Origin of the sequence: Streptomyces sp. AHA2 (genome assembly GCF_036857595.1) — a bacterium.
In the GTDB taxonomy this organism is placed as follows: domain Bacteria; phylum Actinomycetota; class Actinomycetes; order Streptomycetales; family Streptomycetaceae; genus Streptomyces.
In genome coordinates this window covers 182,153-205,288 of the sequence record NZ_JAUQWJ010000004.1, presented here as the reverse complement: position 1 = coordinate 205,288, position 23,136 = coordinate 182,153, and the positions used below count along the sequence as shown (strand labels likewise).

The 23,136-nt window shown below is 73.2% G+C and carries 21 protein-coding genes and 1 pseudogene; 9 read left to right on the top strand and 13 right to left on the bottom strand.

Features of this window, described 5'->3' with window-relative positions; all coding sequences use genetic code 11:
- Window positions 1-131: 131 nt before the first annotated feature.
- The gene (locus Q5694_RS11395) at window positions 132-890 is read left to right on the top strand and encodes a SigE family RNA polymerase sigma factor (RefSeq protein WP_333932534.1); all 759 of its coding nucleotides are present in this window, start codon (window positions 132-134) and stop codon (window positions 888-890) included.
- Window positions 891-1,095: 205 nt separating this feature from the next.
- Here the strand turns inward: Q5694_RS11395 and Q5694_RS11390 are convergent, their stop codons facing one another.
- On the bottom strand, window positions 1,096-1,731 hold the full coding sequence (locus tag Q5694_RS11390) for a uridine kinase (RefSeq protein ID WP_333932533.1): 636 nt from the start codon (window positions 1,729-1,731) through the stop codon (window positions 1,096-1,098).
- 124 nt (window positions 1,732-1,855) lie between these two features.
- Between Q5694_RS11390 and Q5694_RS11385 the strand changes: the two genes are divergently transcribed.
- Window positions 1,856-2,275, top strand: coding sequence for a hypothetical protein (locus Q5694_RS11385; protein WP_333932531.1), 420 nt, complete (start codon window positions 1,856-1,858; stop codon window positions 2,273-2,275).
- An 86-nt stretch (window positions 2,276-2,361) separates the two neighbouring features.
- On the opposite strand, the gene Q5694_RS11380 is transcribed toward Q5694_RS11385, so the two are convergent.
- Genes Q5694_RS11380 through deoC form a run of 3 tightly spaced genes read right to left on the bottom strand, consistent with a single transcriptional unit; the run spans window position 2,362 to window position 5,683 of the window.
- Entirely contained in the window at window positions 2,362-3,255 is an 894-nt protein-coding gene (locus Q5694_RS11380) for an aldehyde dehydrogenase family protein (RefSeq protein WP_333932530.1), read from the bottom strand.
- A 2-nt stretch (window positions 3,256-3,257) separates the two neighbouring features.
- Window positions 3,258-4,715 (bottom strand): aldehyde dehydrogenase family protein, encoded by a 1,458-nt coding sequence (locus Q5694_RS11375; RefSeq protein ID WP_333932529.1) that lies wholly within the window; start codon window positions 4,713-4,715, stop codon window positions 3,258-3,260.
- A gap of 5 nt (window positions 4,716-4,720) precedes the next feature.
- Window positions 4,721-5,683, bottom strand: coding sequence for a deoxyribose-phosphate aldolase (gene deoC, locus Q5694_RS11370; RefSeq protein ID WP_333932528.1), 963 nt, complete (start codon window positions 5,681-5,683; stop codon window positions 4,721-4,723).
- A 176-nt stretch (window positions 5,684-5,859) separates the two neighbouring features.
- On the opposite strand from deoC, the gene Q5694_RS11365 reads away from it, so the two are divergent.
- On the top strand, window positions 5,860-6,546 hold the full coding sequence (locus Q5694_RS11365; RefSeq protein WP_333932527.1) for a PH domain-containing protein: 687 nt from the start codon (window positions 5,860-5,862) through the stop codon (window positions 6,544-6,546).
- A gap of 508 nt (window positions 6,547-7,054) precedes the next feature.
- The gene (locus Q5694_RS11360; protein WP_333932525.1) at window positions 7,055-7,414 is read left to right on the top strand and encodes a DUF6204 family protein; all 360 of its coding nucleotides are present in this window, start codon (window positions 7,055-7,057) and stop codon (window positions 7,412-7,414) included.
- Window positions 7,415-7,643: 229 nt separating this feature from the next.
- Here Q5694_RS11360 and Q5694_RS11355 read toward each other — a convergent pair whose 3' ends face one another.
- The 3 genes from Q5694_RS11355 to Q5694_RS11345 form a co-directional block, all read right to left on the bottom strand.
- Window positions 7,644-9,275, bottom strand: coding sequence for a phospho-sugar mutase (locus Q5694_RS11355; RefSeq protein WP_333932524.1), 1,632 nt, complete (start codon window positions 9,273-9,275; stop codon window positions 7,644-7,646).
- 336 nt (window positions 9,276-9,611) lie between these two features.
- Window positions 9,612-10,436: a purine-nucleoside phosphorylase gene (locus tag Q5694_RS11350; RefSeq protein ID WP_333932522.1), complete on the bottom strand. Its 825-nt coding sequence runs from the start codon at window positions 10,434-10,436 to the stop codon at window positions 9,612-9,614.
- A gap of 104 nt (window positions 10,437-10,540) precedes the next feature.
- Complete coding sequence (locus Q5694_RS11345; RefSeq protein ID WP_333932521.1) at window positions 10,541-10,978, bottom strand: gamma-glutamylcyclotransferase; 438 nt, start codon at window positions 10,976-10,978, stop codon at window positions 10,541-10,543.
- A 92-nt stretch (window positions 10,979-11,070) separates the two neighbouring features.
- Between Q5694_RS11345 and Q5694_RS11340 the strand changes: the two are divergent.
- Window positions 11,071-12,522: pseudogene (locus tag Q5694_RS11340) on the top strand (NAD(P)H-quinone dehydrogenase); the annotation flags it as partial.
- Window positions 12,523-12,689: 167 nt separating this feature from the next.
- On the top strand, window positions 12,690-13,667 hold the full coding sequence (locus Q5694_RS11335) for a DeoR/GlpR family DNA-binding transcription regulator (protein WP_333932520.1): 978 nt from the start codon (window positions 12,690-12,692) through the stop codon (window positions 13,665-13,667).
- Between the two features lie 993 nt (window positions 13,668-14,660).
- Here the strand turns inward: Q5694_RS11335 and Q5694_RS11330 are convergent.
- Complete coding sequence (locus Q5694_RS11330; RefSeq protein ID WP_333932519.1) at window positions 14,661-16,433, bottom strand: acetyl/propionyl/methylcrotonyl-CoA carboxylase subunit alpha; 1,773 nt, start codon at window positions 16,431-16,433, stop codon at window positions 14,661-14,663.
- A gap of 308 nt (window positions 16,434-16,741) precedes the next feature.
- On the opposite strand from Q5694_RS11330, the gene Q5694_RS11325 reads away from it, so the two are divergent.
- Window positions 16,742-17,245, top strand: a complete 504-nt coding sequence (locus Q5694_RS11325) for a hypothetical protein (protein WP_443040848.1) — start codon at window positions 16,742-16,744, stop codon at window positions 17,243-17,245.
- On the opposite strand, the gene Q5694_RS11320 is transcribed toward Q5694_RS11325, so the two are convergent.
- The 4 genes from Q5694_RS11320 to Q5694_RS11305 all read right to left on the bottom strand — a co-directional run bounded on the left by Q5694_RS11320 (window position 17,214) and on the right by Q5694_RS11305 (window position 19,928).
- A complete protein-coding gene (locus Q5694_RS11320) occupies window positions 17,214-17,834 on the bottom strand; it encodes a Maf family protein (protein ID WP_333932517.1) in 621 nt (206 codons plus the stop codon). The two genes, Q5694_RS11325 and Q5694_RS11320, sit on opposite strands and share 32 nt — an antisense overlap.
- 31 nt (window positions 17,835-17,865) lie before the next feature.
- Window positions 17,866-17,994: a morphogenic membrane protein MmpB gene (gene mmpB / locus Q5694_RS11315; RefSeq protein WP_333932515.1), complete on the bottom strand. Its 129-nt coding sequence runs from the start codon at window positions 17,992-17,994 to the stop codon at window positions 17,866-17,868.
- 105 nt (window positions 17,995-18,099) lie between these two features.
- Window positions 18,100-18,309 carry an acyl-CoA carboxylase epsilon subunit gene (locus Q5694_RS11310; RefSeq protein ID WP_333932514.1) on the bottom strand — a complete coding sequence of 70 codons (210 nt, stop codon included), beginning with the start codon at window positions 18,307-18,309 and terminating at the stop codon, window positions 18,100-18,102.
- A gap of 17 nt (window positions 18,310-18,326) precedes the next feature.
- The gene (locus tag Q5694_RS11305) at window positions 18,327-19,928 is read right to left on the bottom strand and encodes an acyl-CoA carboxylase subunit beta (protein ID WP_333932513.1); all 1,602 of its coding nucleotides are present in this window, start codon (window positions 19,926-19,928) and stop codon (window positions 18,327-18,329) included.
- Window positions 19,929-20,038: 110 nt separating this feature from the next.
- Here Q5694_RS11305 and Q5694_RS11300 point away from each other — a divergent pair, with 110 nt between their 5' ends.
- Complete coding sequence (locus tag Q5694_RS11300) at window positions 20,039-20,905, top strand: biotin--[acetyl-CoA-carboxylase] ligase (RefSeq protein WP_333932512.1); 867 nt, start codon at window positions 20,039-20,041, stop codon at window positions 20,903-20,905.
- A 264-nt stretch (window positions 20,906-21,169) separates the two neighbouring features.
- A complete protein-coding gene (locus Q5694_RS11295) occupies window positions 21,170-22,276 on the top strand; it encodes an adenylate/guanylate cyclase domain-containing protein (RefSeq protein WP_333932510.1) in 1,107 nt (368 codons plus the stop codon).
- Between the two features lie 12 nt (window positions 22,277-22,288).
- Here Q5694_RS11295 and Q5694_RS11290 read toward each other — a convergent pair whose 3' ends face one another.
- Window positions 22,289-22,891 (bottom strand): hypothetical protein, encoded by a 603-nt coding sequence (locus Q5694_RS11290; protein WP_333932509.1) that lies wholly within the window; start codon window positions 22,889-22,891, stop codon window positions 22,289-22,291.
- Window positions 22,892-23,136: the final 245 nt, after the last annotated feature.

Sequence of the window (23,136 nt, the reverse complement as noted above, 5' to 3'; positions counted from 1 at the left end):
CCGACCCCTGTGACAGGTCTGTGACAGTCGGCGGACACGGCGATGAAAGTGCCGCGGCAAGCTTTTCGGCACAGGCAAGGCGGCCCGCTCCGGCGGGCCGCACACCGGAAGTCCACGACGGGGGGCGCGAGATGAACACGCTGCACGGCACCAGCACCAGCGCTGTGATCACGCGTCTGCACGACGTGAACCGGGGTTCGGAGCGCGGCCGCGAGCTCGGGGGAGCGCGAGGGTGCGCTCGCGGTACCGGGCGTCAGCACACCGGGTTCATGACGGTGGTCGACGCACGCACGGGGGAGAACAACGGGGCGGGGGCGGCTCACGGGGGAGCCGCGTACGGGGAGGGCTCGGGGGAGCGCCGCTCGCTGACGGAGGCGGAGTTCACCGCCTACGTCCAGGAGCGCCGCGCCTCCCTGTACGCAACCGCCTACCACCTGACCGGCGACCGCTTCGAGGCCGAGGACCTGCTGCAGAGCGCGCTGTTCTCGACCTACCGGGCGTGGGACCGGATCAGCGACAAGGCCGCGGTCGGCGGATACCTCCGCCGCACCATGACCAACCTGCACATCAGCGCCTGGCGGCGCCGCAAGCTCAACGAGTACCCGACCGAGGAACTGCCGGAGACGCCCGGCGACACGGACGCGATGCGCGGCACCGAGCTGCGCGCGGTCCTGTGGCAGGCGCTGGCCCGGCTGCCCGAGCTCCAGCGCACGATGCTGGTCCTGCGCTACTACGAGGGCCGCACGGACCCGGAGATCGCGGAGATCCTCGACATCAGTGTCGGCACGGTGAAGTCCAGCATCTGGCGGTCGCTCCGCCGGCTGCGCGAGGACGAGGTCCTCAGCTTCGGCCGTGACGAGGAGGACGCCTTCGGCGAGCTCGTCGCCTGAAGGTACGGGGGGGAGCACCACGAGGGGTGGGGCCCACGGGGGAACCGAACGGACGCCGGGGGGCGTCCGCTTCGGGAGAGTGGGGGACACGGGGGAGTACCGAAGCGGGGCTGGAGGGCCGGGGGGTCCGTCCAGCCCCGCTTCTCGTGTCCGCTCCTCGGCGTTCGCCTTCGGCGCGCTGCCGGGGTGGACGCGCCGCTCGGCTTCAGGCCGCGGTGCCCAGGCCCGCGCAGCGGCCCGCCGCTGCGTCCGCCAGGCGGCCCATCGCCTCGTCACGGTCGCAGGCGTGCGCGCCGAGCGCGGTCTGGCGGGCGACGATCGAGCGCTCCTGCCGCATCAGCCGCCAGCCGCGGCGCAGCAGGAACGGCACCGACTTGCGTCCCTCGCGCAGATCGCGCAGGAAGCGGCGGCGGAACGTCCGCACCGCCCCGCGGCTCAGGCACAGCGCGTCGGCGAGGACGCCCAGTTCGCGGCAGCGGGTGACGATCTCCGCGGCGAAGATGCCCTCGGCGATGAACAGCGGCGTCCGGCCGATCTCGACCGTCTCGGCACCGGTCCGGGCGCTCAGCGCGAGGTCGTAGACGGGGACGTCCGTACGGCCCGTGCCGCACAGTTCGACGATGGCGGCCACGGCCGCCTCCGCGTCCCAGGAGCCCGGGTGGTCCCAGTCGATGTCGGAGCTCCCCGCCACCAGCGGCAGTGTCGGGTCGTCGCCCTCCTTGTAGAAGTCGTCGAGCCGCAGCACCGGGAGGCCGGAGCGGGCCGCGAGGAGGGACTTGCCGGAGCCGGAGGGGCCGCACAACAGCACGACCCGGGTCTGTATGGGCAGAGGGGAACTCACGGGACACCAGTGTGAGGCATCCACCGGTGGCCGTACGACCTGCGGGTCGTCTTTGATGCACGCGTCACACCTCAACTACCCTCGGTCCCGACACGATTACCCAGTGCATCAGAAGGTGGCAGTCATGGCCCGACACGACTCTCCCAAGCAGCCGACCGCCCAGCGGGCCCTGGCCGTCCTCGCGACCGCGGGCGTGGCGCTGGTTGCGGGCACGGCGTCGGCCGCGGCGGACCCGACCTCGATCCTGGGGGTGGTCAACACCCGCCCCACCTCGCTGGGCAAGATCGATCCTCAGTCGGGTTTCCAGGCCGCGACGGGCACCGTCGGCTACGTCACCGGACCGGTCGCCGGCCTCAAGCCCAACCCGCTCGCCGGCACGGGGGTCGACCCGCTCGACAACGGCGTCGGCACCCAGCTCGGCGACTTCAAGCCGCTGACGTCCCAGGCGCTGACGGGGCCGGTCGCGCAGGCCCGGTCGATCGCGGGCATCCCGGTGGCCGGGCAGGCGGCGGGGCTGCTGTCGCAGCACCCGTCAGCGCGGTAGGCGCGGGCACGGGAGAAGCCCCGGCCCTCCCGGACGGAGGAGGGCCGGGGCTTCGGCTGTGAGGTGCCCGGTGGAAGGGGGCCCGTCTAGTAGGAGGACCCCGACGCGCCCAGCGAACCCGTGGGGTGCCAGACCGTCTTGGTCTCCAGGAAGGCCGTCAGGCGGTCCGTGCCGGGCGTCGCCGCCCAGTCGTCCACAGGCTGTGGACGGAGCACGCGCTTCAGGTTGTCCGCGGCGGCGATCTCCAGCTCCTTCGCCAGCACCTGGTCGGCGCCCGCGAGGTCGATCGCGTTGACGTCCTGGTGCGCGGCGAGCGGGGTGGCGATCTCGGCCGTGCGGCCCGACAGGACGTTGACCACGCCACCCGGGACGTCCGAGGTGGCCAGCACCTCGGCCAGCGACAGGGCGGGCAGCGGAGCCTTCTCGCTGGCCACGACGACCGCCGTGTTGCCCGTGGCGATCACCGGGGCGAGCACCGACACCAGGCCCAGGAAGGACGACTCCTGCGGCGCCAGCACGGCGACCACGCCCGTCGGCTCGGGGGAGGAGAGGTTGAAGAACGGGCCCGCGACCGGGTTGCCGCCGCCGACCACCTGGGCGATCTTGTCGGTCCAGCCCGCGTACCAGACCCAGCGGTCGATCGTCGCGTCCACCAGCGCGGCGGCCTTGGACTTCCCCAGGCCCTCCGCGTCGGCCACCTCGCGCACGAACTGGTCCCGGCGGCCCTCCAGCATCTCGGCGACGCGGTAGAGCACCTGGCCCCGGTTGTACGCCGTCGCCCCGGACCAGCCGCCGAACGCCTTGCGGGCCGCGACGACGGCGTCCCGGGCGTCCTTGCGGGAGGAGAGGGGCGCGTTGGCCAGCCAGTTGCCCTTTGCGTCGGTCACCTCGTACACCCGGCCGCTCTCGGAACGCGGGAACTTCCCGCCGACGTACAGCTTGTAGGTCTTGAACACACTGAGACGGTCAACTGCATTCATCTTCAACGCTCGCCCTCCGGGCTCGACGGGGCGAGGTACGCCTCCAGGCCGTGGCGGCCGCCCTCGCGGCCGAAGCCCGACTCCTTGTATCCGCCGAACGGCGAGGTCGGGTCGAACTTGTTGAACGTGTTGGACCACACGACGCCCGCCCGGAGCCTGTTCGCGACCGCCAGGATGCGCGAGCCCTTCTCCGTCCAGATGCCGGCGGACAGGCCGTACGGCGTGTTGTTGGCCTTGGCGACCGCCTCGTCCGGCGTGCGGAACGTCAGCACCGACAGCACCGGACCGAAGATCTCGTCCCGGGCGACCGTGTGCGCCTGGGTGACGTTCGTGAACAGCGTCGGGGCGAACCAGTAGCCGCTCTCGGGCAGTTCGCAGGCCGGGGACCAGCGCTCGGCGCCCTCCGCCTCGCCCCGCTCGACGAGCGAGGTGATGCGGGTGAGCTGCTCCTCGGAGTTGATCGCGCCGATGTCCGTGTTCTTGTCCAGCGGGTCGCCGAGACGCAGCGTGGACAGGCGGCGCTTGAGGGAGTCGAGCAGCTCGTCGTGGATCGACTCCTGGACCAGCAGGCGGCTGCCGGCGCAGCAGACCTGGCCCTGGTTGAAGAAGATGCCGTTGACGATGCCCTCGACGGCCTGGTCGACGGGTGCGTCGTCGAAGACGATGTTCGCGCCCTTGCCGCCGAGTTCGAGGGTGAGCTTCTTGCGGGTGCCGGCGACCGTCCGCGCGATCTCCTTGCCGACGGCCGTGGAGCCGGTGAAGGCCACCTTGTCCACGTCCGGGTGGGCGACCAGCGCCGCGCCCGCGTCGCCGTAGCCCGGGAGGATGTTGACGACGCCCCTGGGCAGGCCCGCCTGGCGGCAGATGTCCGCGAAGAACAGGGCGGACAGCGGGGTCGTCTCGGCGGGCTTCAGCACCACCGTGTTGCCCGTCGCCAGCGCCGGGGCGATCTTCCACGCCAGCATCAGCAGCGGGAAGTTCCAGGGGATGACCTGGCCGGCGACACCGAGCGGCCGCGGGTTCGCGCCGAAGCCGGCGTGGCCGAGCTTGTCGGCCCAGCCCGCGTAGTAGAAGAAGTGCGCCGCGACCAGGGGCAGGTCCGCGTCGCGGGTCTCCTTGATCGGCTTGCCGTTGTCCAGCGTCTCCAGGACGGCCAGCTCCCGGCTGCGCTCCTGGATGATCCGCGCGATGCGGAACAGGTACTTGGCGCGCTCCGAACCCGGCAGCGCCGACCACGTCCCGAAGGCCCGGCGCGCGGCCTTCACCGCGCGGTCGACGTCCTCGGACCCGGCTCGCGCGACCTCGGAGAGCACCTCCTCGGAGGACGGCGAGACGGTCTTGAAGACCTTGCCGTCGGCCGCCTCGACGAACTCGCCGTCGATGAACAGGCCGTAGGAGGGCGCGATGTCGACGATCGAGCGGGACTCGGGGGCGGGGGCGTATGCGAATACCGATGCCATGGTGATCAGTCCACCGTCACGTAGTCGGGACCGGAGTAGCGGCCGGTGGCCAGCTTCTGGCGCTGCATCAGCAGGTCGTTGAGCAGTGAGGAGGCGCCGAAGCGGAACCAGTGGTTGTCCAGCCAGTCCTCGCCCGCCGTCTCGTTGACCAGCACGAGGAACTTGATGGCGTCCTTGGACGTGCGGATGCCGCCGGCCGGCTTCACGCCGACCTGGATGCCGGTCTGGGCGCGGAAGTCGCGCACCGCCTCCAGCATCAGCAGCGTGTTCGCCGGGGTCGCGTTGACCGCGACCTTTCCGGTGGAGGTCTTGATGAAGTCCGCGCCGGCCAGCATGCCGAGCCAGCTCGCGCGGCGGATGTTGTCGTACGTCGAGAGCTCGCCCGTCTCGAAGATGACCTTCAGGCGCGCCGAGCTGCCGCAGGCCTCCTTCACGGCGGTGATCTCGTCGTACACCTTCAAGTATCGCCCCGCGAGGAACGCCCCGCGGTCGATGACCATGTCGATCTCGTCGGCGCCGGCGGCGACGGCCTCGCGGACGTCGGTCAGCTTCACGTCGAGCGAGGCGCGGCCGGCCGGGAACGCCGTGGCCACCGAGGCGACCTTCACGCCGGAACCGGCGACGGCCTCCTTGGCCACGCCCACCATGTCGGGGTAGACGCAGACCGCGGCCGTCGTGGGCGTCGTACGGTCGGTCGGGTCGGGCCGGACCGCCTTCGCGCCGAGCGCCCGGACCTTGCCCGGGGTGTCCGCGCCTTCCAGCGTCGTCAGGTCGACCATCGAGATGGCGAGGTCGATCGCGTACGCCTTGGCGGTCGTCTTGATCGAGCGGGTGCCGAGGGAGGCCGCACGCCCCTCGAGACCGACCGCGTCGACGCCCGGGAGCCCGTGGAGGAAGCGGCGCAGCGCGCTGTCGGACGAGGCGACGTCCTTGAGGGGGTGAGCTGCGGTGAGTGCAGAACTGGGCATGGTCACCAGACGAGCATATCTACGCGCGTAGCGGCTGTACAGCCCCCGGCTGTTCCGGACGGGGGGAGGGGACTGGTGCGGGCCCGGTACCGGCGCCGGGCGGGCGGACGCCGGTGCCGGACCGGGCGGGGTGGGCCCGGGGGCCCGGTGCGGGAAGGGTCCGGCAGAATCGAGGCATGACGAGCCCCGATTCCCAGTCGCCCGCGTCGCAGCCCCCGGAGTCCCGGCCCGGGGACCGGGTCCACCGGTCGGTCCCGGCCATTGCCGGTGGCGTGATGCTGCTCGGCATCGCCGCGTGGATCGGCATCGACGCGGTGGTCAACGGGCGGGGCCGCACGCCCTGGCTGGCGCTCGCCGTGCTGCTCCTCGTCGTGCCGCTGGTCGTCGCCTTCACGCTCCGGCCCGCGGTGTACGTGGGGGAGGACCGGCTGCGGATCCGCAACCCGTTCCGCGTCATCGTGCTGCCCTGGGGGCAGATCGCCTCCTTGAAGTCCGCCTACTCGAACGAAGCCGTCACGCAGTCCGGCACGAAGTACCAGCTGTGGGCCGTGCCCGTCTCGCTGCGTGCCCGCAAGCGGGCCAGACGGCGCGAGATGCGGGCGGCGGCGCTGGCCCGGCGGCAGCCGGGCCAGGACGGCGGCGGCGCGCTCGGTTTCGCGACCGGGCGCGGCGGCGGGTCCATGTCCGACGGGCCGGTGCGGGCCGAGACCGACCGGATCATGGACGACCTGCGCGCCCTGCACGAGGACCGGCACGAGGCGGCGTCGGCGCAGGGCGAGGTCACCGTGCGGTGGGCCTACGAGATCGTGGGCCCGGCTGCCGCCGGGGCGGTGCTGGTCCTGATCCTCCTGGCAGCGGGCTGACGTTCCGGCCGACGGGGCGGGGGCTCCTTGCAGGCGCCGGCGCCGGCGCCGGTGCCTGCGTCGCGGTCGGCCGCGACACGGTTGGGCGGCTTCGCCCGCCTGTGGGCACCTTGCGGCTCGGCGCTTCGTCCGTGGGCACCCTGCGGTTGGGCGGCTTCGCCCTTCCGTCGTCGCGCGGCTCGGGGCTTCGCTCATCGGCGGCTTCACCCGTGGGCGCCTTGCGGTTGGGCGGCTTCGCCCGCCTGTGGGCACCTTGCGGCTCGGCGCTTCGTCCGTGGGCACCCTGCGGTTGGGCGGCTTCGCCCTTCCGTCGTCGCGCGGCTCGGGGCTTCGCTCATCGGCGGCTTCGCCCGTCGGCCTTCTCGTGCATCGGCCGGGGGCGCGACCGGTGATCGTGCCCGCCGCCCGGCCCCTGCGGGCCGGTGGCCGTCCGGACCCGGGGTGGTGGGGGCCGGCCTGGCCCGTAAAAGCAGTGGAGCGGGCGGGGCGGCGAGCCTAGGTTCGGGGGATGAGCACTCGTACCTTCCGCGTCACCGTGCGCGGTGTCTTCGACGGACTGAGCGACGATCAGCGGGCCGCGCTGCTGGAGCGCGCCGCCGAGCACGACATGCTGCACGCGGCCTTCACGCCCGAGGGGCACCTGGCCTACGACGTGGCCGCACGCCCCGCCTTCACGTTCCGGTTCCTGGACTCCGGGGAGGCCGAGGAGGACATCCTGGAGGCCACGGAGCGGGCCGAGAACGCCGCGCGGGCGTGGCTGGAGGAGCGTGGGTACGGCTACAAGAACCTCCGCTCCTCGGCCGAGGACCTCTCCCAGGCGCCGCTGGGCAAGCGGCAGCGACGGGAGGCCGCGAAGAAGGGGGCGTGAGGGCCGTCGGGACTTGTGCCGCTGCCCTGCCGCGGTGGACGCCGGAGCCCTCGGTGCCCGAGGACCCGACGGGGTGCGAGGGCCGGGCGCCCGGTGACCGGTGGGCCGGACGCCCGCCGGCCGGCGTCGTGGGAGTCGCTCCGGTGGATCGCCGGGTGCCCGGGCGACGGGGCCCCGCGGGGAGCCGACGGACCGTCGGGCGCCCGGTCGTGCCGGGCGCCCGTCCGTGTCAGATGCCCGCGGCCGTCGACAGGTCGCGCTTGATGGACTCCAGGACCTCCGTCGCCTTCGTCCGGGCCCGCGGGAGGTCCGCGCGGGAGGCGACCGGGACCACGACCTCCAGGTAGCACTTCAGCTTCGGCTCCGTGCCGCTCGGGCGCACGATCACCCGCGCCCCGTCGAGGGTGTAGCGCAGACCGTCCGTGGGCGGGAGGGATTCCGTGCCCCGGGTGAGGTCGTCCGTGCGGGTGATCGGCAGGCCGGCGAGCCGCGTCGGGGGATGCTCGCGCAGGCGGGTCATGGCCGCCGCGATGACCGACAGGTCCTCGACGCGGACGGACAGCTGGTCCGTCGCGTGGAGGCCGTGCTCCACCGCGAGGTCGTCCAGCAGGTCCGGGAGGGTGCGGCCCTCCTCCTTCAGCTGGGACGCCAGCTCCGTGATCAGCAGTGCGGCCGTGATGCCGTCCTTGTCGCGCACGCCCTCGGGGTCGACGCAGTAGCCGAGCGCCTCCTCGTAGCCGAAGCGCAGGCCCTCCGCCCTGGCGATCCACTTGAACCCGGTGAGGGTCTCCACGTGCCGCAGGCCCGCCTTCTCGGCGATGCGGCCGAGGAGGGAGGACGAGACGATCGACTCGGCGAAGGTGCCGGTCGCGCCGCGGCGGACCAGGTGGGCGGCGAGCAGCGCGCCGACCTCGTCGCCGCGGAGCATGCGCCAGCCGTCGCCGTCCCGCACCGCGACGGCGCAGCGGTCCGCGTCGGGGTCGTTGGCGACGACCAGGTCCGGGTCCACCTCGCGGGCCTTGGCGAACGCCAGGTCCATCGCGCCGGGCTCCTCCGGGTTGGGGAACGCGACGGTCGGGAAGTCCGGGTCGGGCTCGGCCTGCTCCGCGACGAGAACCGGCTCGGGGAAGCCGGCGCGCGCGAACGCGGCCAGGACGACGTCCTTGCCGACGCCGTGCATCGCGGTGTAGACGGTGCGGGCGGTGCGCGGGGAGCCCTCGGCCAGGACCGCGTCCGTGCGGGCGAGGTAGGCGTGGAGGACGCCGTCGTCGAGGATGTCCCAGCCGCTGTCGGGCCGGGGGACGTCGTTCAGACTGCCGATCGCGTCGATCTCGGCGGCGATCTGCGCGTCGGCGGGCGGGACGATCTGCGAGCCGTCGCCGAGGTAGACCTTGTAGCCGTTGTCGCGGGGCGGGTTGTGGCTGGCGGTGACCTCGACACCGGCCACCGCGCCGAGGTGCCTTATCGCGAACGCGAGCACCGGTGTGGGCAGCGGGCGCGGCAGCAGGGCCGCGCGCAGGCCGGCGCCGGTCATGACGGCGGCGGTGTCGCGGGCGAAGTCGGCCGACTTGTGCCGGGCGTCGTAGCCGATGACGACCAGGCCGTCGCCGTGGCCCTGCTTCCGGAGGTGGGCGGCTAGGCCCGCGGCGGCGCGGATGACGACCGTGCGGTTCATGCGCATGGGGCCGGCGCCGAGTTCGCCGCGGAGGCCGGCGGTGCCGAACTGGAGCGTGCCGGCGAAACGGGCGGCGAGCTCGGAGTGGTCCCGGGCGTCCAGGAGGCCCGCGAGCTCGGCGCGGGTGTCCGGGTCGGGGTCCTCGGTGAGCCACGCCTGGGCCTGGGCGATGAGTTCCTCGTGCACGGTGTGGTGTCAGCCTCTCCGGTGGTGGGTGTGGGTGTGCGGCGGCCGGCGCGGGTGGTGGGGGGGCGTGCGCGCCCTCGCCTGCCGTCGGGGGTGGGTCGGGGCCGGGTCGGAGGGTGTCCGTCCGCGGAACGGCGCGATGGACTGCGTACCGACTGGCCGCTCGCCGACGCGCCGACCGCTGCGGGCGGACGCCCCCCCGGGCACGTCCCCTTCTCGCCAAGGGCGGCCGCGGCCGTTGCCCGCGCGGGCGACTGCGACGCCCCGGGGGCGCGGAGAACTGCGCGACCGGCCACTACGGGCCCGCAGCCGCCGTACGACCTGCGGAACCGTCCCTCAGAGGCGGTCCAGGACCTGAGCGAGCAGGGAGCCCATGCGGGTGGCGCTGTCGCGGCCCGCCTGGAGGACCTCCTCGTGGTTCAGCGGCTCGCCCGTCATTCCGGCGGCGAGGTTCGTCACCAGGGAGATGCCGAGGACCTCCGCGCCGGCCTCACGCGCCGCGATCGCCTCGAGGACCGTCGACATGCCCACCAGGTCCGCGCCGATGACCCGGGCCATACGGATCTCCGCGGGGGTCTCGTAGTGCGGGCCGGGGAACTGGGCGTAGACGCCCTCCTCCAGCGTGGGGTCGACCTCCTTGCACAGCGCGCGCAGGCGCGGGGAGTACAGGTCGGTCAGGTCCACGAAGTTGGCGCCGACGATGGGGGAGGTGGCCGTGAGGTTGATGTGGTCGCTGATCAGGACCGGCTGGCCGGGGCGCATGCCCTCGCGCAGACCGCCGCAGCCGTTGGTCAGCACGACCGTCTTGACGCCCGCGGCGACCGCGGTGCGCACGCCGTGCGCGACCGCCGCCACGCCGCGGCCCTCGTAGTAGTGCGTACGGCCCAGGAAGACCAGCGCCCGCTTGTCGCCGATGCGGTACGAGCGGATCTTGCCTCCGTGGCCCTCCACCGCCGGCGGCGGGAAGCCCGGCAGCTCGGTGACCTGGAACTCGGCCTCGGGGGCGCCCAGCGCGTCCACGGCCGGGGCCCACCCGGAGCCCATCACGAGGGCGACGTCGTGGGTCTCGGCGCCCGTCAGTTCGCGCAGGCGGGCCGCGGCGGCGTCGGCGGCCGCGTGCGGGTCGCCCTGGATGTCGTCCGGAAGAAGAGATGCGTTCACGCGGACGAGGGTAGCCGCTGATTGCCTACGCGCGTAGATGTCAAAGCTCACGGGGTGGCGATCGTTGTCTTGTCGTTTCCGACGAGCACAGCCCGGGCCGGCCGTCAGCAGGGGCGCTTGCGCAGCTCCATCACGTAGTCGTGCGGGGCGCCGGCCGACTCCGCCGCGTCGGCGATCTCGCCCAGGTAGCGGGCGGAGGGCAGGCCGCCCTCGTACGCGTTCAGGGTGAAGGCCCACGCGGACTCCTCACCGTCCAGGGTGTGCACCCGTACGCGGGTGCGGCGGTAGATGTCGAGCCCCACGCCCTCCCAGCGGTCCAGCGACTCCTCGTCCATGGGGGCGATGTCGTAGAGCGCGACGAAGACCTGGCAGAGGGGGTCCTCCACGATGGTCGGCAGCGCGCCCTCCCAGCCCATGTGCTCGCCGCCGAACGTCAGCCGCCATCCGTTCAGCCAGCCGGTGGCGCGCAGCGGCGAGTGCGGGGCGCGGCGGGACATCAGCCGCGCGTCGAGGTTGCCGGCGTACGCGGCGTAGAGCGACATGGGGGAAGGGTACGGCAGGTGGTCCGGCGTCACTCGGGTAACGACAGCCCCGTCGGCGGGCCCCCGGGCGGTGTCACGTTGTCCGGTGCGGGACAATGGAGTACGTGACTCGGATCGTGATCATCGGTGGCGGACCCGGCGGATACGAAGCGGCGCTGGTGGCCGCTCAACTCGGCGCGGAGGTGACCGTCGTCGACTGCGACGGTCTGGGCGGGGCGTCGGTGCTGACCGACTGCGTCCCGTCGAAGACACTCATCGCCACGGCCGAGGTGATGACCACCTTCGACTCCTCGTACGAGGAGCTGGGGATCATCGTCGCCGACGACACCCCGCACATCGAGCAGGCCGCCCGGGTGGTGGGCGTGGACCTGGGCAAGGTCAACCGGCGTGTGAAGCGCCTCGCGCTCGCCCAGTCGCACGACATCACGGCCTCCGTGACGCGCGCCGGGGCGCGTGTCATGCGCGGGCGCGGGCGACTGGAGGGCATGCAGGCGCTCGACGGGTCGCGCAAGGTCGTCGTCCGCGCCGCCGACGGCACCGAGGAGACCCTCACGGCCGACGCGGTGCTCATCGCCACCGGCGGGCAACCCCGCGAGCTGCCCGACGCGCAGCCCGACGGCGAGCGGATCCTGAACTGGACCCAGGTCTACGACCTCGACGAGCTGCCCGAGGAACTGATCGTGGTCGGGTCGGGTGTGACCGGCGCCGAGTTCGCCGGTGCCTACCAGGCGCTGGGCTCCCGGGTGACGCTCGTGTCGTCGCGCGACCGCGTGCTGCCCGGCGAGGACCCGGACGCCGCCGCCGTGCTGGAGGACGTCTTCCGGCGGCGCGGCATGAACGTCATGGGGCGCTCCCGGGCGCAGTCCGCCAAACGGGTCGGCGACCGGGTCGAGGTGACCCTCGCCGACGGGCGCGTCATCACCGGCTCGCACTGCCTCATGGCCGTCGGCGCCGTGCCCAACAGCGCGGGCATGGGACTGGAGGAGGCCGGCGTCCGGCTGCGCGAGTCCGGTCACATCTGGACCGACAAGGTCTCGCGCACCACCGCTCCGGGCGTGTACGCGGCCGGTGACGTGACCGGGGTGTTCGCCCTGGCGTCCGTGGCCGCCATGCAGGGGCGCATCGCCATGTACCACTTCCTGGGCGACGCGGTGGCGCCGCTGAACCTGAAGACCGTCTCCTCGAACGTCTTCACCGACCCGGAGATCGCCACCGTCGGCTACACCCAGGCCGACGTCGACGCCGGGAAGATCGACGCCCGGGTCGTGAAGCTGCCGCTGCTGCGCAACCCGCGCGCCAAGATGCAGGGCATCCGCGACGGCTTCGTCAAGATCTTCTGCCGTCCGGGCACCGGCATCGTGGTCGGCGGCGTGGTGGTGGCCCCGCGCGCCTCGGAACTGATCCACCCCATCTCGATCGCGGTCGACAACAATCTGACGGTCGAACAGATCGCGAAGGCGTTCACCGTCTACCCCTCCCTGTCGGGCTCGATCGCGGAGGTGGCACGGCAGTTGCACACGCGCAAGGGGTCGGCCGAGGACTGAGAGGCCGGTTCCGGCCCCTCTCCGGTCACCGGGAGTGCCCGACCGTGCGGACGGCATAGGCGGCGGGACTAGGCTCTATACCACTTCGCGGGGCGTGCTGCGAACATCTTCTGCTATTCAGCGCAAACTGCTGAAAGCAGACGGTCGCTGGCGTTACTGTCAGTTTCGTGTTCGCTGCAGAACGTCGCCAATTGATCCTCGAAATGGTGCGAGCGAACGGGGCCGTGTCGCTCCGTGAGCTCGCCCGCGTCGTCCAGACCTCCGAAGTGACCGTACGGCGGGACGTGCGCGCGCTGGAGGCAGAAGGACTCCTCGACCGCCGGCACGGCGGTGCGGTACTGCCGGGCGGTTTCACGCGGGAGTCCGGCTTTCCGCAGAAGTCTCATCTCGCGACCGCCGAGAAGACCGCCATCGCCGACCTCGCCGCGAACTTCGTGGAAGAGGGCGAGGCGATCGTGGTCGGGGCGGGTACGACGACCCAGGAGCTGGCCCGCCGGCTCGCCCGGGTGCCCGGCCTGACCGTCGTCACGAACTCGCTGCTGGTGGCGCAGGCACTCGCCCACGCCAACCGGGTCGAGGTCGTGATGACCGGCGGTACGCTCCGCGGTTCGAACTACGCCCTCGTCGGCAGCGGGGCCGAGCAGTCCCTGCACGGGCTGCGGGTCTCGCGGGCGTTCCTGTCCGGGAGCGGGCTCACCGCCGAGCGGGGGCTGTCCACGTCCAACATGCTGTCCGCGTCCGTCGACCGGGCGCTGGTGCAGGCCGCGGCGGAGGTCGTGGTCCTCGCGGACCACACCAAGCTCGGCACGGACACCATGTTCCAGACCGTGCCGACGGACCTCATCACCCGCCTCGTGACGGACGAGCCGCCCGCGCACGACGACCGCGCCGGGACGGAGCTCCAGGCCCTTGCCGACCAGGGCGTGCAGATCGCCGTGGCCGGCGGGCAGGGGGGTGCCACGGGAGCGGCGGGCTCCGGGGGTGATGCCGTCCCGGCGCGCCAGCAGCGCCGGGACGTGCCGCTGCCGGGACCCCGCCGCCAGGTTCCGGGCGGCGGGAACGGCGGGTTGCGGTCCCACTCGGTGCTCGGGGAGCAAGGGCCGGCGGCCGAGCGGGCGCGGGTGGCGGACCTGCGGCGCCGCTGACGCCCGGGGCCGACCCGGCGGATCGCACGCTCGGCGTACTCGGCGTGCGCCGTGCGGAGCAGGCTTCGCAGCGGCGCCGTCGGCGGCTCCCGGACCTCGTCGTCCGGGCCGGCCGCCGAGCGGGTGTCTGGTCCTGGGCGAGGCCCCGTGAGGCTGCCGGCCGTCGTCGGCGCCGACGACGGCGAGGGACGCGGCCCGGTGGCGCTGCACGGCCGGGCGGAGGACGACCCGGAGGACGCGGCCTGACCCCGGCACGCGAAGGGTGAGCCGGTCGCGCTCCTGCGGAGCTCTCGGTGCTCGCGGAGTTCGCGCAATGGCCGGCGGCGGGCGCGGAGCGGGCCGAACGGGACGGCTTCCATGAGGCGTTCGCCGCGCGCGTCCGGGCTGTGGTCCGGCGTGCTGCGGCTGGTGGAGCTGCGGCGCAACCCAGCGCCCCGGCGTCCGGGCCGGGTCCGGCGGCCCGGTCGCGGGTGTCGCCGGGCAGTGCCTGCAAGGAGCCCGCCGGCGAGTCGCGTCGCGTCCGGCTGCGGTCCGAGGTCGTGGCCCGGTGGGGTCGGGGATGGTTCGGCCGGTTCGAGGTGCTCGGAGGTGCCTGCGGCGGGCTGAGGTCTGTGATTGGTCGGCCGGGTGGGGGTCTCGGCGGGGTCGGCTGTCGGTCGTGGCCTGGTGGGTGCGGGGGTGGTTCGGCGGGTTCGAGGTGGTCGGGGGTGTCTGCGGCGGGTTGAGGTCTGTGATTGGTCGGCCGGGTGGGGGTCTCGGCGGGGTCGGCTGTCGGTCGTGGCCTGGTGGGGGCGGGGGTGGTTCGGCCGGTTCGAGGTGGTCGGGGGTGTCTGCGGCGGGCTGGTGCCTGTGATTGGCCGACCGGGTGGGGCCGGTTGTCGGCCGTGGCCCGGTGGGGCGGCCGGGGGCGAGCCCATCGGTCGAGGCGGCACGAACGTCTGCGGCGCGCCCCCCGGGTCGGGGGGCGCGCCGCAGGCGGTGGTCCTTCGGGCGTCAGTCCTTGATCTCGCAGATCGCCGCGCCCGACGTCACCGACGCGCCGATCTCCGCCGACAGGCCCTTGATCGTGCCGGAGCGGTGGGCGTTGAGGGGCTGCTCCATCTTCATGGCCTCCAGGACGACGACCAGGTCGCCCTCCTTGACCTCCTGGCCCTCCTCGACCGCGACCTTGACGATCGTGCCCTGCATCGGCGAGGTCAGCGTGTCACCGGAGGCGACGGGGCCGGCCTTCTTCGCCGCGCGGCGCTTCGGCTTGGCGCCCGCCGCGAGGCCCGTACGGGCCAGGGACATGCCCAGCGACGACGGCAGGGAGACCTCCAGGCGCTTGCCGCCGACCTCGACGACGACCGTCTCGCGGCCCGCCTCCTCGTCCGCCTCCGCGTCCGCGGGCGCCGCGAACGGCTTGATCTCGTTGACGAACTCCGTCTCGATCCACCGCGTGTGGACCGTGAACGGCTCGGAGGAGCCGGTCAGCTCGGGCGCGAACGCCGGGTCCCTCACCACCGCGCGGTGGAACGGGATGGCCGTGGCCATGCCCTCGACCTGGAACTCCTCCAGCGCACGCGCGGCCCGCTGCAGGGCCTCCTTGCGCGTACGGCCGGTGACGATCAGCTTGGCCAGCAGGGAGTCCCACGCCGGGCCGATGACCGAGCCGGACTCCACGCCCGCGTCCAGCCGGACACCCGGGCCGGACGGCGGCGCGAAGGCGGTGACGGTGCCGGGCGCGGGAAGGAAGTTGCGGCCCGGGTCCTCGCCGTTGATGCGGAACTCGAAGGAGTGACCGCGCAGCTCCGGGTCGCCGTAGCCGAGCTCCTCGCCGTCGGCGATGCGGAACATCTCGCGCACCAGGTCGATGCCGGCGACCTCCTCGGTGACCGGGTGCTCCACCTGGAGGCGGGTGTTGACCTCCAGGAAGGAGATCGTGCCGTCGAGGCCGACGAGGAACTCCACCGTGCCGGCGCCGACGTAGCCGGCCTCCTTCAGGATCGCCTTGGAGGCGGAGTACAGCTCCTCCATCTGCGCGTCGGACAGGAAGGGCGCGGGCGCCTCCTCGACCAGCTTCTGGTGGCGGCGCTGCAGCGAGCAGTCACGGGTGGACACGACCACCACGTTGCCGTGCTGGTCGGCCAGGCACTGGGTCTCCACGTGGCGGGGCTTGTCGAGGTAGCGCTCGACGAAGCACTCGCCCCGGCCGAAGGCCGCCACGGCCTCACGGACGGCGGAGTCGTACAGCTCGGGGACCTCTTCGAGGGTGCGGGCGACCTTCAGGCCGCGGCCGCCGCCGCCGAACGCCGCCTTGATGGCGATGGGCAGGCCGTGCTCCTCGGCGAAGGCGACGACCTCCTCCGCGCCGGAGACCGGGTCGGGCGTGCCGGCCACCAGCGGCGCGCCGGCGCGCTGGGCGATGTGCCGGGCGGCCACCTTGTCACCGAGGTCGCGGATCGCCTGCGGCGGCGGGCCGATCCAGATCAGGCCCGCGTCCAGCACCGCCTGGGCGAATTCGGCGTTCTCGGAGAGGAATCCGTACCCGGGGTGGATCGCGTCCGCGCCCGACTCCCGGGCGGCCTTCAGCACCTTCTCGATGTCGAGGTAACTGGTGCCCGGGGTGTCACCGCCCAGGGCGAACGCCTCATCCGCGGCGCGGACATGCAGAGCGTCCCGGTCCGGGTCGGCGTAGACGGCCACGCTCGCGATCCCGGCGTCCCGGCAGGCCCGGGCCACGCGGACAGCGATTTCGCCACGGTTGGCGATGAGCACCTTGCGCACGATTGAGGCTCCCTCCTTGAAACAAGCCGAGTTTAGGGACTGCCGACACGGCACTTCGACCCGTCCCCAATGGTGAGCTTGCCCACACGGAGCGTGATTCGAGGCTCGCTCGACCTGCGAAATCCCTTGTCGCACCGCAGAACGCAGTACTCCTCCGGGAAACCCTAGCCGTCTCCTGTGGTCAAGGTCTCTGTCATCACGTGCTGCGGGCCACTCAGTTTCTTTGTGGAGTCCCTACGAATGGCCCAATGATTCTTTGCCGGCCGACGGACCCTTGTTCCCCCGTTTACCCGTGAGTAGCCTTCGCGGTGTCCCGAACGGAGGAGGGGGGCGCGGTGGTGCGCAGGCCGGTGGCGTGGATCGTGGCGGTCGTGCTGTTCGCCGAGGCGTTCGGCGTCGCCGCGCTGAACTGGTTCCTGGGGGTCGTCGTCGACCGGCAGGACATGTCGCTGGCCGGCCTGGACCCGCACCTGATGGCGGTGTCGTCGAAGGTCGGCGGGATCGTCTTCGGGCTCTACTTCGCGCTGTGCGGCCTTGTCGCCCTGCTCGTGGCGCTGCGCGACCGGCGCCCGGCCGGTCCCGGACGGGTGCTGCTGATCAGCGCGGCGGTCGTGCACGGGCTGCTCGGGGCGTTCACCTGGGGCCTGGTGGGCCCGCCCGCGTTCCTCTTCATGGTGCTGGTGCTCGCCCTGATCGTGCTGCTGCTGATGACGGACGACCGTCCGGCCGGGCCCGCCGGCGCCGCGCCCGAGGCCGGCCGGGGCGACGGCGGGCCCCCGGTCACCCCTCCGCCGGCGCCCACAACTCCGTGATGCCCACGCCCAGTTCCTTCAGCAGCCGCCGGACCAGGGGCAGGCTGATGCCGATGACGTTGCCGTGGTCGCCGGCGATGCCGTCGATGAACGGGGCCGAACGGCCGTCCAGCGTGAAGGCCCCGGCGACGTGGAGGGGTTCGCCGGAAGCCACGTAGGCGGCGACCTCCTCGTCGGTGGGTTCACCGAAATGGACGACCGTCGACGCGGTGGCGGAGACGTACCGGCCGCTGACCGTGTCGTAGACGCAGTGGCCCGTCTGCAGGGTGCCGGCCCGGCCGCGCATCGCCTTCCAGCGGGCGGTGGCCTCCTCGGCGTCCGCGGGCTTGCCCAGCGCCTTGCCGTCCAGGTCGAGCACGGAGTCGCAGCCGATCACCAGCGCGCCCTTGGCCTCCGGCCGGGCCGCCACGACGGAGGCCTTCGCCTCGGCGAGGGCGAGTGCCAGCTCGGCGGGGGTGGGAGCGGTGACGGCGTCCTCGTCGACGCCGCTGACGATCACCTCGGGGGCGAGACCGGCCTGGCGGAGCAGGCCGAGCCGGGCGGGGGACTGGGAGGCGAGGACGAGTCGCCTGCTGCGCTGAGCGGTCATGCCGTCAGATTAGTCACCCGGGCGGGCCGGCTCACCTCACGCCGATCCCGATCATCACCAGCACCATGGCCACCGCCAGGAGAACGCTCAGCCGCCGCAGCATGCCCTGCATGTCACGCAGTTCTTCGGGCGGTTCGTTCTCGGGGTCGGACCACAGCATGCCTCAAGCGTGCGGCCCGGCGGGGCGGGGCGCCTGAGTAGGCGTACTCAGATCGGCGCCCCGCGTTCCGCTACCGCGCGTCCCTCGTACGGCCGAGGGGACGTGTCACCCGGGCCAGTAGGTGCGGCCCCACGCCGCCGGCCCCGGCTGGGGCAGGCGGCGGGCCGCGATGCGGGACGGGTCGGACCAGGAGTCGCGCGGTGTGGGCGCGCCGGACGGCACCGCAGCGGCCGCCGCGGCGCGCGCCCTGACCACCGCCAGGGCGGCGGCCAGCTCCTCCGGGGTCGGGTTGCCTCGCAGGACCTTGATGTTCATGGCGGCTCCCAGCAGGCCTAGAGGGGGATGTTGCCGTGCTTCTTCGGAGGCAGGGATTCCCGCTTCGTGCGCAGTTGACGCAGGCCCCGGACGACGTGCCGGCGCGTCTCGGACGGCAGGACGACGGCGTCGACGTACCCGCGCTCGGCCGCGACGTAGGGGTTGAGGAGGGTGTCCTCGTACTCCTCGATCAGCCGGGCACGGACGGCTTCGAGGTCCTCCCCGTTCGCCTCGGCCTCCGCGAGGGTGCGGCGGTGCAGGATGTTGACCGCGCCCTGGGCGCCCATGACGGCGATCTGGGCCGTCGGCCAGGCCAGGTTGAGGTCGGCTCCCAGGTGCTTGGAGCCCATGACGTCGTAGGCGCCGCCGAAGGCCTTGCGGGTGATGACCGTGATCAGCGGGACGGTCGCCTCGGCGTAGGCGTAGATCAGCTTCGCGCCGCGGCGGATGATGCCGTCGTGCTCCTGGTCCACGCCCGGCAGGAAGCCGGGGACGTCGACGAAGGTGAGCACCGGGACGTTGAAGGCGTCGCAGGTCCGCACGAAACGGGCCGCCTTCTCGCTCGCCTTGATGTCCAGGCACCCGGCGAACTGCATCGGCTGGTTGGCGACGATGCCGACCGGACGGCCCTCGACCCGCCCGAAGCCGGTGACGATGTTCGGCGCGTACAGCGGCTGCGTCTCGAAGAACTCGGCGTCGTCCAGGACGTGCTCGATCACCGCGTGCATGTCGTACGGCTGGTTCGCGCTGTCCGGGACGATCACGTCCAGCTCGCGGTCCTCGTCGGTGACCTCGAGGTCGGCCTCCTCCGGGAAGGACGGCGGCTCGGACAGGTTGTTCGACGGCAGGTAGGACAGCAGCTGCTTGACGTACTCGATCGCGTCCTTCTCGTCGCCCGCCATGTGGTGGGCCACGCCGGAGGTCGCGTTGTGGGTCCGGGCGCCGCCCAGCTCCTCGAAGCCGACGTCCTCGCCGGTGACGGTCTTGATGACGTCGGGGCCGGTGATGAACATGTGCGAGGTCTGGTCGACCATCACCGTGAAGTCGGTGATGGCCGGGGAGTAGACCGCGCCGCCCGCGCACGGCCCGACGACCAGGCTGATCTGCGGGATCACGCCGGAGGCGTGGGTGTTGCGGCGGAAGATCTCGCCGTAGGCGCCGAGGGAGGCCACGCCCTCCTGGATGCGGGCGCCGCCGGAGTCGTTGATGCCGATGACCGGGCAGCCGGTCTTCAGCGCGAAGTCCATGACCTTGACGATCTTCTGCCCGTAGACCTCGCCCAGCGCACCGCCGAAGACGGTGAAGTCCTGCGAGAACACGGCGACCGGGCGACCGTCGACGGTGCCGTAACCGGTGACGACCCCGTCGCCGTACGGGCGGTTCTGTTCGAGGCCGAAGTTGGTCGAGCGGTGCCGGGCGAACTCGTCGAGCTCGACGAACGAGCCCTCGTCCAGCAGGAGTTCGATCCGCTCACGGGCCGTCAGCTTGCCCTTGGCGTGCTGCTTCTCGACCGCGCGGGCGGAGCCGGCGTGTGTCGCTTCCTCGATGCGGCGCTTCAGGTCCGCGAGCTTGCCCGCGGTCGTGTGGATGTCGGGCTGCTGCTCTTCCGGCTCGGACATCGGGATGCGGCTCCCTGCCTGCTCAAAAGGGGGGACGGTTACTCATCCGTAGAGTAGTGGGGTGCCTCCGCATCGGCAGTGCGGCGTTTACCACACCTAGGGTGGCTTGCATGACGCCGCGAGATGCATCAGAGCCGAACGGGAGCCGCTGGTCCGATCTGGACCGGCCGCCCCTCAACGTCACCGCCCTGCGCCGGGGGCTGGTGCGGGAGGGAGCGCTGTGGACGGGGGTCGACGTCGTCCAGCGCACCGGCTCGACCAACACCGACCTGGTCGCCCGGGCGGCCGGCGGTGAGGCCGTGGAGGGCGCGGTGCTGATCGCCGAGGAGCAGACGGCCGGACGCGGGCGCCTGGACCGGCAGTGGTCGGCACCGCCGCGCTCGGGCCTGTTCTTCTCCGTGCTGCTCACCCCGCGCGAAGTGCCCGTGGCCCGGTGGGGGTGGCTGCCCCTGCTCACGGGCGTCGCGGTGGCCACCGGCCTGTCCCGGGCCGCCGGTGTCGACACGGCCCTGAAGTGGCCCAACGACGTGCTGGTCACGGTGGGCGGCGAGGAACGCAAGGCCGGCGGCATCCTGGCCGAGCGGGCCGGAGACGGCGGAGTCGTCATCGGCGTGGGCATCAACGTCACGCTGAAGGAGAACGAGCTGCCCGTGCCGACGGCCGGGTCGCTGGCGCTCGCCGGGGCCGTGAGCACCGACCGGGACACGCTGCTGCGGGGCGTCCTGCGTTCCCTGGAGGAGTGGTACGGCAGGTGGCGCGCCGCAGGCGGCGACCCCGGCGCGAGCAGGCTGCAGGAGGCGTACGCGGCGGGCTGCGCGACGCTCGGGCGGGACGTGCGCGCGGAGCTGCCCGGGGACCGGTCGGTCGTGGGGGAGGCCGTCGCCGTGGACGGTGACGGCCGGCTGGTGCTGGCGACGGCGCAGGGGGTGCAGGAGCCCGTCGGGGCCGGTGACATCGTGCACCTGAGGCCGGCTTGAGGCGGAGGCCGGACGGGCCGCAACCCGGCTGAACCGCCGGCCGGGTGCGGCCGGCCCCTCCGGCGCTTGAGGCCGGGGCCGTTCGGGCCGACGACCTGGGTCCGGGGGCGGAGCCCCCTGGGGGCCGTGGGGAAAGGCCGAGCGGCCGGACGGCGCCGAGCACCTCACCCACCGGCCAGACCTCACGGAGTGAGCTGGCGCACACCTGCCGTAGAGTTGAGGCCGGTCGACACCTGACCGTGACAGATCGGAAGGGCAGCACGCGTGACCGTCGACGACTCGGGCTCCGGCACGGACGCGCAGGGCGCCGACTCCGGCGAGGATCCGCTCGCCCTGCGCCTCGAAGGGCTCATCCTGGGCGCCGAGCGCCGCTACACCCCGTTCCAGGCGGCCCGCAGCGCCGGCGTCTCCATGGAACTGGCCTCCCGCTTCTGGCGGGCGATGGGCTTCGCCGACATCGGGCAGGCCAAGGCCCTGACCGAGGCGGACGTCCTCGCGCTGCGCCGCCTGGCCGGCCTGGTCGAGGCGGGCCTGCTGAGCGAGGCGATGGCCGTGCAGGTGGCCCGTTCCACGGGGCAGACCACCGCCCGGCTCGCCGAATGGCAGATCGACTCCTTCCTCGAGGGCCTGACCGAGCCGCCGGAACCGGGCATGACCCGCACCGAGGTCACGTACCCGATCGTCGAGCTGCTCCTGCCCGAGCTGGAGGAGTTCCTGGTCTACGTCTGGCGCCGGCAGCTCGCGGCCTCGGCCGGACGGGTCGTGCAGGCCGCCGACGACGAGGAGATGGTCGACCGGCGGCTGGCCGTCGGCTTCGCCGACCTGGTCGGCTTCACCCGGCTGACCCGGCGGATGGAGGAGGAGGAGCTCGGCGAGCTGGTGGAGGCCTTCGAGACCACGGCCGCCGACCTGGTGGCCGCCAACGGCGGCCGGCTGATCAAGACACTGGGCGACGAGGTGCTCTACGCGGCCGACGACGCGGGCACGGCCGCCGAGATCGCCCTGCGGCTGATCGAGACGATGGCGCACGACGAGACCATGCCGGAGCTGCGTGTCGGCATGGCGTTCGGCACGGTCACCACCCGAATGGGCGATGTGTTCGGTACGACCGTCAATCTCGCCTCCCGGCTCACGTCGATAGCGCCCAAGGACGCGGTCCTGGTCGACACCGCCTTCGCGGAGGAACTGATCCGCACGCAGGACGCGCCCTCCTCCGAGGCGGAGGCGGCCGAGGAGGCCGCGACGGCGGAGAAGGAGGGCGAGGAGCCCCCGTCGTACCGGTTCGCCCTCCAGCCGATGTGGCAGCGGCCGGTGCGTGGCCTCGGCGTCGTGGAGCCGTGGCTGCTCACGCGCCGGGACGAGACGCCGTAGCCGCCCCGCACCTCAGCGGAGTGCGCCGAGCGGGGTGTCGACGCACAGGCCGATGATCGGCACGCACAGTCCGGGATCGCGCGGCTTCTCCGGTTCTCCCCGAGGGGGCGGTGGTGCGGGCGTGGTCCGGCTCGGTGGTGCGGGCGGGGCCGGAGCGGGGTCCGGGGCGCCGGCCGAGGCTGTCGGGGCCGGGGCGCGGGGTGTGTCCCGTGCGTTCGGCTCGTCGGGGACGGGCGTGGGGGCGGACCCGGACCCGGGGGCGGTGGTGGCCGGCTCGGGCGCGCCCGTCGTGCCCCGCGGGCCGTCGGCGGCCGTTGCGGCGGCTTCGGCGGGCGATGCCCCCTTCGTCAACGGCGACGGGGTGAGACCGCCCAGGGCGGTGGGCGACGAGGGGCCCGCCTCGGGCGCGGCGGGCCTGGTCGCGGCGGCGTTGCCGGTCCCGTCCGTGCCGGTGGTGACGGGGCCCGGGAGGGGGCCGGCCTCGTGGGTGCCTCCCGGTCCGTCCGGGGCCGGTCCGGACAGGCGCAGCAGACTCAACGCGCCCGCTGCCAGGGCCAGCCCGCCGGCGGCGAGCAGCACCTTGCGGGGCCGGGGCTTACGGTGCCGCCCACGCACCCGGGCTATGAGCCGCCCGCTTCCGGCCGGGACGGGAGTGGCCGGGGCCGGGGCGCTTCCGGTCTCGGCCCGGGCGGGCCTGGTCCGGGCCGGGGTGCGTCCGGTGCCGGTCCTCGTGGGCGTGGTCGGGGCCGGGGCGGGTCCGGCGGCGGCCCGGGTCGATCCGCGGCCGGTCGGGGCGGGGCGCGTCTTCGCCGCTGCCGCTGTCTTTGCCGCTGCCGCTGTCGCTGTCGCTGCCGGTCCGG